The sequence below is a fragment of the Streptomyces sp. NPDC051173 genome, assembly GCF_040689515.1.
GTDB lineage: Bacteria > Actinomycetota > Actinomycetes > Streptomycetales > Streptomycetaceae > Streptomyces.
The window spans coordinates 40,203-49,280 of the sequence record NZ_JBFBBD010000053.1 but is presented as its reverse complement, the minus strand read 5'-3'; the positions used below and the strand labels follow the sequence as shown (position 1 = coordinate 49,280).

Below are 9,078 nucleotides of genomic sequence, written 5' to 3'. Positions count from 1 at the left end.
GTGTCGCGTTTTTCTCCCCCCTTGCTCCGCGCTTGTCCCCCGCCCCGGGGGGGGGGGGGGGGCCCCCCCCCCCCCCCGCGCGCCTCCCTTATGTCCGATTTAGTGGAGTGGTTGCATATCTCTACTGTGGCGTACGCCACAAATACCGGCTTCTGTTTGCCGTTCGAAAGTGGCGGCGTCTAGCGTCAGGGCGGCTGCCCGTCAGATGTGAGTCGCATCCGCGGCCCCGGACAGTCATCGCCGAGTCCCCGTACGGCGCGAGCCAGGGGAGCCGGGGACCCACATGTCCCTGGGGTGAATCGGGCCCCTCTCCGGAGGGATCCGTAGGAGACCTTCCTGCTCCGAACCCGTCAGCTAACCCGGTAGGCGAGAAGGAAGGAAAGGATCAGCCGTACCCATGGCGTTCACTCGTCCCACCGGTAAGCACCGCCGTCCGAGCCGCGCCGTCCGCGCCGGGGCGAACGCGGCAGGCATAGCCACCCTCGCGGCCACCGGTGTCATGGCGGGATTCGCCGCTCCGGCGCTCGCCGCGACCGACGACGCCCCGCGCGTCGAGGACACCGGCCTGACGCAGGCCATCGTCATCGGTGACGACACCGCCGACCGCGTCGGCGAGCAGGCGGAGATCCAGCGCAACTCCGCGGACGAGACCGCCGCCCGCCTCCAGGCCGAGGCCGCCGCCAAGAAGCAGGCCGCCGAGGTCAAGCAGAAGGCCGACGAGGCCAAGCGCAAGGCGGACGCCGAGCGCGCCGAGAAGGAGCGCGTCGCCCGCGACGAGGAGCGCAAGCGCCTCAACGCCTTCGTCGCGCCCATCGACGGCTCCTATGTCTCCACCGCCTACAAGGCGTCCAGCGGCCTGTGGTCCTCCGGCAGCCACACCGGTGTCGACTTCCACGCCGAGTCGGGCACCTCGGTGCACGCCGTGGGCGCCGGCACCATCGTCGAGGCGGGCTGGGGCGGCGCGTACGGCAACAACGTCGTCATCAAGCACAACGACGGCACCTACACGCAGTACGGCCACCTGTCGTCCATCGACGTCAGCGTCGGCCAGACCGTCACCCCGGGCCAGCAGATCGGCCTCTCCGGCGCCACCGGCAACGTCACCGGCCCGCACCTGCACTTCGAGGCCCGCACCGCGCCCACCTACGGCTCCGACATCGACCCCGTCGAGTACCTGCGCTCGCACGGCGTCAACGTCTGACGCACCGCGCGCCCCGGCTTTCACCGCCGCATCGCGGATTTCCGTCACCAGGCCCCGGTCACCGACCGGGGCCTTCGTGCTGGCCAAAACATATCGATGACTTCACCGGCGCCGTCGGAAATTCCCGGCGCCTGCAATAGAGTCGCCCGACAGGCGTCAATCGGCCGCGTTTCGCGGGGGTCAATGCGGAGGTTCACCCATGCGGGGCCGTACGTGAACGGCTATGACAACCCGGTGCCGGACAGCCGCGGAATTCCCACGCAGGCCGTGTGCACCGCGATCCGCGACGACATCGTCTCCGGCTCCTTTCCGCCCGGCAGCAGGCTCATCGAGGAACTGCTCGCCCGCCGTTACGGCGTCTCCCGCGTGCCCGTGCGCGAAGCCCTGCGCACCCTCGCCTCCGAAGGCTTCGTGACCACGCGCCGCCACGCGGGCGCCTGCGTCGCCGAACCCACCGAGCACGAGGCCGCGGACCTGCTCGACGTCCGCGCCCTGCTGGAGCCCCTGGGCGCCGCGCGCGCCGCGCAGCGCCGCACCGAGGCCCACCTCAAGGTGCTCCGCGGGCTGGTCAGGCTCGGTCTGGAGCGCGCGCGGGCCGACCGGGCCGGTGAACTGCGGCCGCTGGACGACTGGTTCGACGAGACGCTCGCCCAGGCCACCGGCAGCCCCAGCCTCGCCGCGCTGCTCACCCAGCTGCGGCTCAAGATCGCCTGGGTGTACGTGGCGGAGCCGCCCCTGCGGCCGGTGCGCGCGTGGGAGGCGCACGGCGCCCTCGTCGACGCGATCGCCCGGGGTGACGCGGACCGCGCGCGGGCGCTCGCCGCGACGCGCGCCGACCGTGTGCCGGGTGAATACCGGCTGCGCAGGCCCGTCCGCCAGGTCCGGGCGCGGAATCCGAAGCAATCGGTGCGCGCCGCGGCCGCCCCGTCCTGACAACAGGCGGTTATCCGCTGGGTGTTGCCGCCCTGCCGCCGGCGGAATTCGCGCCGGGCGCGCGCGGCGCGAAACCCGGCCGCGCGGCCGAAGGGAAAGCGGGCGGCCGGGAAAACGGACAGCGGGGCCGCGGCGGCCTCAATCGGCCGCCGCGGCCCCGCCGCGCGCGATTCCCCTGAATCAGACGGTCTCCGGGAGCTCCTCGAGACCCTCGGCGACCAGCTTCGCCAGACGGTCGAGAGCCGCCTCGGCACCCTCGGCGTCCGAGGCCAGCACGATCTCCTCGCCACCCTGGGCGCCCAGGCCCAGCACGGCCAGCATCGACGCGGCGTTGACGGCGTTGCCGTCGGCCTTGGCGATCGTCATCGGGACGCCCGCGGCCGTCGCCGCACGGACGAAGATCGACGCGGGACGGGCGTGCAGGCCCTCGGCCCAGCCGACGTTGACGCGGCGCTCAGCCATGGTGTTGCCCTTCAAGTCGTCATTGGTTGTCTAGACCAGTGTCTCACGGGGTCCGCGGTGCTCCGGCTGCCCCCACCTTCCCCGGTCCCGCCCACCCGCGCGAGCCGGGCCCGTTGTCGGTGGGCGGCCTTACGCTGGCCCCATGCAGACGCCGTCCGAGCATGCCTACCCGACCCACTGGGAAGCCGATGTGGTGCTGCGCGACGGCGGCACCGCACAGATCCGCCCGATCACCCCGGACGACGCGCAGCGCCTGGTCAGCTTCTACGAGCAGGTCTCGGACGAGTCGAAGTACTACCGCTTCTTCGCCCCCTACCCCCGCCTCTCCGACCGTGACGTGCACCGCTTCACCCATCACGACTACGTCGACCGGGTGGGCCTCGCCGCCACCGTCGGCGGTGAGTTCATCGCCACCGTCCGCTACGACCGCATCGGCCCCCGGGGCCTGCCGACCTCGGGCCCGGCCGACGAGGCGGAGGTCGCCTTCCTCGTCCAGGACGCCCACCAGGGGCGGGGCGTGGCCTCCGCCCTGCTGGAGCACCTCGCCGCCGTCGCCCGCGAGCGCTCCATCCGCCGCTTCGCCGCCGAGGTGCTGCCCGCCAACACCAAGATGATCAAGGTGTTCACGGACGCGGGCTATACGCAGAAGCGCAGCTTCGAGGACGGCGTCGTCCGCCTGGAGCTCGACCTGGAGCCCACCGACCGCTCCCTCGCCGTCCAGCGTGCCCGCGAGCAGCGCGCCGAGGCCCGCTCCGTGCACCGCCTCATCGCCCCCGGCTCCGTCGCCGTCATCGGCACCGGCCGCGAGCCCGGCGGCATGGGCCGCGCCGTGCTGCGCAACCTGCTGGCGGGCGGCTTCACCGGGCGGGTGCACGCGGTCAACCGGGCCTTCCCCGAGGGGCCTTCACAGCTCCAGCCCGAGGGGGTGCCCGCCCACCGCTCGGTCCTCGGCATCGACGAGCCGATCGATCTCGCGGTGGTCGCCGTGCCGGCCGAGCAGGTGCCCTCCGTCGTCGCCGAGTGCGGCGAGCACGGCGTGCAGGGCCTCGTCGTCCTCGCCGCGGGCTACGCCGAGAGCGGCGCCGACGGCCGCGACCGGCAGCGCGAGCTGGTGCGGCAGGCCCGCTCGTACGGCATGCGCATCATCGGGCCCAACGCGTTCGGCCTGATAAACACCGCGCCCGGGGTCCGCCTCAACGCCTCGCTCTCGCCCGAGCTGCCCAGCGCCGGGCGGCTGGGCCTGTTCAGCCAGTCCGGGGCCATCGGCATCGCCCTGCTGTCCGGGCTGCACCGCCGCGCCGCCGGTCTCGTCGGCATCTCCACCTTCGTCTCCGCGGGCAATCGCGCCGACGTCTCGGGCAACGACTTCCTCCAGTACTGGCACGACGACCCCGACACCGACGTCGTCCTCATGTACCTGGAGTCCATCGGCAACCCCCGGAAGTTCACCCGGCTCGCCCGGCGCACCGCCGCCCGCAAGCCGGTCGTCGTCGTCAAGGGCGCCCGCCACGGCGGTGCCGCCCCCACCGGCCACGCCGTGCCCACGACCCGCATCCCCGACGCCACCGTCTCCGACCTGCTGCGGCAGGCCGGCGTCATCCGCGTCGACACGGTCACCGAACTGGCCGACGCCGGCCTCCTCCTGGCCTCCCAGCCGCTGCCCGCCGGCCCCCGCGTCGCCATCCTCGGCAACTCCGAGTCCCTCGCCCTGCTCACCTACGACGCCTGCCTCACCGACGGCCTGCGCCCGCAGCCCCCGTACGACCTCACCACCGCAGCCGAACCGGCCGACTTCCGGGCGGCCCTCCTGGACGCCCTGGCCGACGACGAGTGCGACGCCGTGGTCGTCACCGCCATCCCCTGGGTCGGCGACGCCTCCGCCGCGGACCTCGCCGCCGCGCTGCGGGAGGCGGTGGCCGCGTCCGCGTCCACGAAGCCCGTCACCGTCGTCCACCTGGAGATCCCCGGCCTGGCCGAGGCGCTCGCGGCGGAGGAGCGGCCGCCCGGGGCCGGGAGCGCGGCCGCCACCGACTCAGCCGCCGCCTCCGCCGACCGGCCGCCCGCCGTGCGGATACCCGCCTACCCCGCCGCCGAGCGGGCCGTGCGGGCCCTCGCCGAAGCGGCGCGCTACGCCCGGTGGCGGCGGCAGGCGGCCGCCGAGCCCGGCCGGGTGCCCGAATACGACGACATCGACGAGGCCGGGGCCGCCGCCGACATCGACGTGCTGCTGGCCGCCCACGGCGCGACCCCCGCGCCGCTCACCGGCCCGCGGGCCGTCACCCTCTCCGCCGCCGACACCCAGCGGCTGCTCGCCCGCTACGGCATCGCCGTGCTCCCCGCGCTGCCCGCCCCCGACCCGGAGAGCGCCGTCCGGGCCGCGCACCGGCTCGGCTTCCCCGTCGCCCTCAAGCCCACCGCCCCGCACCTGCGCCACCGCGCCGATCTCGGCGGCGTCCGGCTCGACCTGGGCGGTGAAGCGGAACTGCTCCGCGCCTACGGCGAATTGACCGAGCTGCTCGGCAAGCCCGAGGAGACCCGGTTCGTGGTCCAGTCGATGGCCCCGCGCGGCGTCGACACGGTGGTGCGGGCCGCCATCGACCCCGCGGCGGGCGCCGTGCTCTCCTTCGGCCTGGCCGGCGCGCCCTCCCTGCTGCTCGGCGACACCGCGCACCGGCTGGTCCCTGTCACCGACCGCGACGCCGCCGAGCAGATCCGCTCGATCAGGACCGCGCCGCTGCTCTTCGGCTGGCGGGGCACGACCCCGGTGGACACCAGGGCCCTGGAGGAGCTGCTGCTGCGCGTCTCCCGGCTGGTCGACGACCACCCCGAGGTCGTGGGCGCCGACCTGGAGCCGGTGATCGTCGCCCCGCACGGCGTCCACGTCCTGGGCGCGTCCATACGCCTGGCCCCGCCGCCCGCCCGTACGGATCTGGGGCCCCGCAGCCTGCCGGTCGTCTGACCGGACTCCCGCTGTGAGGTGCCCCACCGGGCCGCGTTCCGCCCCCTGATCCCCGGCCCGCGGCACAGCGCGCGCACCGGGGTCCCGGGGACGGGCAAGGGCGGGCGGGCCCCCTGCGCCCCGTAGGATGGGCGTATGGCGAAGACCGGTACGACGACCCAAGGGCTCCGCGCGGCGATCGAGCGCAGCGGCTACTACCCGGCCCTCGTGGCCGAGGCGGTGGAGGCCGCCGTGGGCGGGGAGCCGATCGTGTCGTACCTGGTGCACCAGGAGACGACGTTCGACTCCAACGAGGTCCGCCGCCACGTCACGGTCCTGGTCCTCACGGACAACCGCTTCATCGTCAGCCACACCGACGAGCAGGCCGCCGACGGCACCTCCCCCTCGCCGTACGCCACGACCTCCACGGAGTCCGTGAAGATCGGCCGGATCTCCTCCGTCGTGCTGAGCCGCGTCGTCGCCAACCCCGAGGCCTACACCCCGGGCACCCTGCCCCGCGAGGTCGTCCTCACCATCGGCTGGGGCGCGGTCTCCCGGATCGACCTGGAGCCCGCCGCCTGCGGCGACCCCAACTGCGACGCCGACCACGGCTACACCGGGTCGTCCACCGCGGACGACCTGAGCCTGCGCGTCAGCGAGGCGGGCGACGGACCGGACACCGTCCGGCAGACCCTCGCCTTCGCCCAGGCGCTCTCCGAGGCGACCGCGGCGACCGCCCGCTGATGGCCCAGGTGACCACCGCGGGCCGGTCCTGGCACGACCCGGTCCCGCTCGACCCCCGCTCCGCACCCCTCCCGCGCTACGGCACCGGCTCGCTCGCCGACCTGCTGCCGTCGATCGCGACGGGCCTGGGCGTCCCCGGGCTGAGCACCGGCCTGGAGCTCGCCCCCGCCGACCGGGTCTGCGTCTTCCTCATCGACGGCCTCGGCTGGGAGCTGCTGCGGGCCCACCCCGCGGAGGCGCCCTTCCTGCACTCCCTGCTGGGCACGTCCATGAACGGCACCGGGCAGCCGATGACCGCCGGGTTCCCCTCCACCACCGCGACGTCCCTCGCCTCGGTCGGCACCGGCCTGCCGCCGGGCGCGCACGGCCTGCCCGGCTACACCGTCGCCGACCCCGCCACCGGGCAGCTGATGAACCAGCTCCGCTGGCGCCCCTGGACCGACCCGCACGTCTGGCAGCCCTACCCCACGGTCTTCCAGCTCGCGGACGCGGCCGGGGTCCACACCTGCCAGGTCTCCGCCCCCGACTTCCAGCACACACCGCTGACGAAGATCGCGCTGAGCGGCGGCACCTTCCACGGCCGGCTCTCCGGCGAGGACCGGATGGACCTCGCCGCCGACCGGCTCGCCGCCGCCGACCGCGCGCTGGTCTACACCTACTACAGCGACGTGGACGGCAAGGGCCACCGCTTCGGCGTCGATTCGGACGAGTGGCGCGGCCAGTTGATGTACGTCGACCGGCTCGCCCAACGCCTCGCCGAGCAGCTGCCCCCGCGCTCGGCGCTGTACGTCACCGCCGACCACGGCATGATTGACATCCCCTTCGACCCGGAGTCGCGCATCGACTTCGACGAGGACTGGGAGCTGCGCGCCGGCGTCGCGCTCCTCGGCGGCGAGGCCCGCGCCCGCCACGTCTACGCCGTGCCCGGCGCGGCCGCCGACGTGCTGGCCGTCTGGCGCGAGGTGCTCGGCGAGCAGATGTGGGTCGCCGGGCGGGACGAGGCGATCGAGGCCGGCTGGTTCGGCCCGCCCGGTGAGGGCGTGGACGACCGGGTCCACGGACGGATCGGCGACGTGGTCGCCGCGGCCCGCGACGACATCGCCATCGTGGCCACCGAGACCGAGCCCAACGAGTCCGCGATGGTCGGACTGCACGGTTCCATGACGCCGGTGGAGCAGCTGGTCCCGCTCCTCGAAGTGCGTTCCTGACCCCGCCCGGCCCCCTTCAGCCCCTCCTACGTACGAAAGGCATTGGCTACCCCATGCCCGAGCTGGTGTTCTTCTCCGGAACCATGGACTGCGGAAAGAGCACCCTCGCTCTTCAGATCGAGCACAACCGCTCGGCACGCGGTCTGCAAGGGATGATCTACACCCGGAACGACCGCGCGGGCGAGGGCAAGCTGTCCTCCCGGCTCGGCCTGGTCACCGACTCCGTCGAGGCGGGCGACGGCTTCGACTTCTACGCCCACATCGTCGGGCACCTCTCGGCGGGCGGCCGGGCCGACTACGTCATAGCCGACGAGGCGCAGTTCCTCACCGCCGAGCAGATCGACCAGCTCGCCCGGATCGTCGACGACCTCGAACTCGACGTCTTCGCCTTCGGCATCACCACCGACTTCCGCACCCGCCTCTTCCCCGGCTCCCAGCGCCTGGTGGAACTCGCCGACCGGATAGAGGTGCTCCAGGTCGAGGCCCTGTGCTGGTGCGGTGCGCGGGCCACGCACAACGCCCGTACGGTCGGCGGACAGATGGTCGTCGAGGGCGCCCAGGTCGTCGTCGGGGACGTCAACCAGCCCGAGGCCGTGGTGGGTTACGAGGTGCTGTGCCGGCGTCATCACCGCCGCCGGCTGACGGCCGCGTCGGCGCGCGCCGCCGCGCTGTCGCCGGACGTGCTGCCCGTGGACCCGGCTAACGGGCCGTCCGCAGCAGGGTGAAGACGGCGCCCTCGGGATCCGCGACCGTGGCCACCCGCCCGGCCGCGCTCTCCCGCGGGGGCCGCAGCACCTGACCGCCCAGCTCGCTCACCCGGCGCGCGGCGACATCGGTGTCCGCCACCTCGAACGACGTCATCCAGTGCGGCCCCCGCGCGGGCGGCAGCGCCGCGCCGACCCCGTGGATCGCGGCCACCGGCCGCCCGTCCAGCCGCAGCGTGACGGAGTCGGAGCCGCCCGCCTCCGCGGGCTCGGCCTCGTAGCCGAAGAGCGCGCGGTAGAACATGACGACCGCGGACGTCCGGCGGGTCACCAGCTCGTGCCGGACCGGCGTGCCGGGCGCCCCCACCAACTCGGGGCCCACCAGCCGCTGTCCCTGCCAGACGCCGAACGAGGCCCCGGCCGGGTCCGAGGCGAGCAACAGCCGCCCGGCGTCCTCCGCCGTCAGCGGGCCCACGCCGACCGTGCCGCAGGACGAGCGGATCCCTTCCGCGGTCCCGTCCGCGTCGTCGCTCGCGAGATAGGTGGTCCAGGCGGTGGGCAGCCGCCGTCCGGGCGTCAGCCCGCCGATGCCCGCCACGTCCTGGCCGTCGATCGTGGCGCGTACGTACGGGCCGAGCCGGCGCGGCCCGGGGTTGTAGTAGGACCAGCCGAACAGGCCGCTGTAGAAGTCCTTGATGGATTCCAGGTCGTGCGCCAGCAGGCTCGTCCAGCACGGAGTGCCCGGTGTCTGCCTGGCCTCCCCCGTGCTCGGCCGCCGGGGGGAGCCCCAAACCTCGGTCATCGCCACTCTCTCCTCGGACCATCGTGGTGGCCGCGCGTCCCGCGCCGTTCCGCGGCGCGCGGGCGGTACGGGACGGGGCACGTCCA

The 9,078-nt window shown here is 74.1% G+C and carries 8 protein-coding genes and 1 riboswitch; of the genes, 6 read left to right on the top strand and 2 right to left on the bottom strand.

Translation table 11 applies throughout. The annotated features are described in order from the left end of the window. Positions 1–228 precede the first annotated feature (228 nt). A riboswitch (cyclic di-AMP (ydaO/yuaA leader) is annotated at positions 229–384 on the top strand. A gap of 13 nt (positions 385–397) precedes the next feature. Next, a complete protein-coding gene (locus AB0435_RS24405; protein WP_366427949.1) occupies positions 398–1,201 on the top strand; it encodes a M23 family metallopeptidase in 804 nt (267 codons plus the stop codon). 213 nt (positions 1,202–1,414) lie between these two features. Next, the gene (locus tag AB0435_RS24400; protein ID WP_366005879.1) at positions 1,415–2,134 is read left to right on the top strand and encodes a GntR family transcriptional regulator; all 720 of its coding nucleotides are present in this window, start codon (positions 1,415–1,417) and stop codon (positions 2,132–2,134) included. 180 nt (positions 2,135–2,314) lie between these two features. On the opposite strand, the gene AB0435_RS24395 is transcribed toward AB0435_RS24400, so the two are convergent. After that, positions 2,315–2,596: an HPr family phosphocarrier protein gene (locus AB0435_RS24395; RefSeq protein WP_361535724.1), complete on the bottom strand. Its 282-nt coding sequence runs from the start codon at positions 2,594–2,596 to the stop codon at positions 2,315–2,317. 142 nt (positions 2,597–2,738) lie between these two features. Here AB0435_RS24395 and AB0435_RS24390 point away from each other — a divergent pair, with 142 nt between their 5' ends. The 4 genes from AB0435_RS24390 to AB0435_RS24375 all read left to right on the top strand — a co-directional run bounded on the left by AB0435_RS24390 (position 2,739) and on the right by AB0435_RS24375 (position 8,211). Continuing rightward, entirely contained in the window at positions 2,739–5,555 is a 2,817-nt protein-coding gene (locus AB0435_RS24390; RefSeq protein WP_366005878.1) for a GNAT family N-acetyltransferase, read from the top strand. Positions 5,556–5,690: 135 nt separating this feature from the next. Further along, positions 5,691–6,278, top strand: coding sequence for a DUF5998 family protein (locus tag AB0435_RS24385; RefSeq protein WP_361534008.1), 588 nt, complete (start codon positions 5,691–5,693; stop codon positions 6,276–6,278). Further along, the gene (locus tag AB0435_RS24380) at positions 6,278–7,486 is read left to right on the top strand and encodes a nucleotide pyrophosphatase/phosphodiesterase family protein (protein ID WP_366005877.1); all 1,209 of its coding nucleotides are present in this window, start codon (positions 6,278–6,280) and stop codon (positions 7,484–7,486) included. Before AB0435_RS24385 ends, AB0435_RS24380 begins: the two co-directional genes overlap by 1 nt. Before the next feature lie 53 nt (positions 7,487–7,539). Continuing rightward, positions 7,540–8,211 carry a thymidine kinase gene (locus tag AB0435_RS24375; RefSeq protein WP_366005876.1) on the top strand — a complete coding sequence of 224 codons (672 nt, stop codon included), beginning with the start codon at positions 7,540–7,542 and terminating at the stop codon, positions 8,209–8,211. Here AB0435_RS24375 and AB0435_RS24370 read toward each other — a convergent pair. Next, a complete protein-coding gene (locus AB0435_RS24370; protein ID WP_366005875.1) occupies positions 8,186–8,992 on the bottom strand; it encodes a VOC family protein in 807 nt (268 codons plus the stop codon). The genes AB0435_RS24375 and AB0435_RS24370 overlap by 26 nt on opposite strands. Positions 8,993–9,078: the final 86 nt, after the last annotated feature.